Source organism: Mycobacterium sp. E183 (assembly GCF_001667735.1).
GTDB lineage: Bacteria > Actinomycetota > Actinomycetes > Mycobacteriales > Mycobacteriaceae > Mycobacterium.
Genome location: NZ_LZJN01000088.1, coordinates 1 through 927, shown reverse-complemented (window position 1 = coordinate 927; position 927 = coordinate 1). Strand labels below are relative to the sequence as shown.

Sequence of the window (927 nt, the reverse complement as noted above, 5' to 3'; positions counted from 1 at the left end):
CCGGCGCCGGAGACGAACAGCTGGCCGGCCGCCAGCAGCAGCGAATCGACTTCGGGACGGTCCTTGGCCATCGACACCGCCGCCACGGCCGGCTCACTCGCCAGGGACCGCTCCACCGCGGCCGTCAGCGCCGCGCCCGGGCCCACCTCCACGAAGGCGGCACCGCCCAGCGATTCGGCCACCCGCACGCCGTCGACGAACCGCACCGGCCGGCGCACGTGCTCGACCCAGTAGTCGGCGGACCCGTATCCGGGGCCGGCCAATTGCCCGGTCACGTTGGACACCAGGTCGATTCGCGGCGCGCCGGGCGACACCCCGGCCACCACCGCGGCGAACTCCTCGATCATCGGCTCCATCAACGGCGAGTGGAACGCGTGCGAGACGGCCAACTGCCGCACCCGCCGGCCGCAGTCCGCCAGCCGATCCGCCACCGTCGTCACCGCGGTCCGCTCACCCGAGAGCACCACCGCGTCGGGGCCGTTGACCGCCGCGAGGCTCACGTCGCCGTTGAGCAGCGGCGCCACCTCGGCCTCGGTGGCGCTCACCGCCACCATCACCCCGCCGGCCGGCAGCTTCGCCATCAACCGCCCACGGGCCGCCACCACCCGCGCCGCGTCCGGCAACGACAGCACCCCCGCCACACAGGCCGCCGCGATCTCCCCCACCGAGTGGCCGATCACCACATCGGGGATCACCCCCCAGGACCGCCACAGCGCCGCCAGGGCGACCTCGAGCACGAACAACGCGGGCTGGGCGAACTCCGTGCTCTCCAGCAGGTCCGGGTCGGCGCCCCACATCACGTCACGCAGCGGCAGCCGAGCGTGGCCGTCCACCGCCGCCACGGCCTCGTCGAAGGCCTGGGCGAAGGCCGGAAAGCGTTGGTACAGCTCCCGTCCCATCCCGAGCCGCTGGGAGCCCTGGCCGGGG

The 927-nt window shown here is 74.4% G+C and carries 1 protein-coding gene; it reads right to left on the bottom strand.

The window, feature by feature from the left end; all coding sequences use genetic code 11:
- Positions 1-927, bottom strand: a 927-nt coding sequence (locus A5691_RS08670; RefSeq protein ID WP_156675557.1) for an acyltransferase domain-containing protein, incomplete at both ends; no start/stop codon positions are given.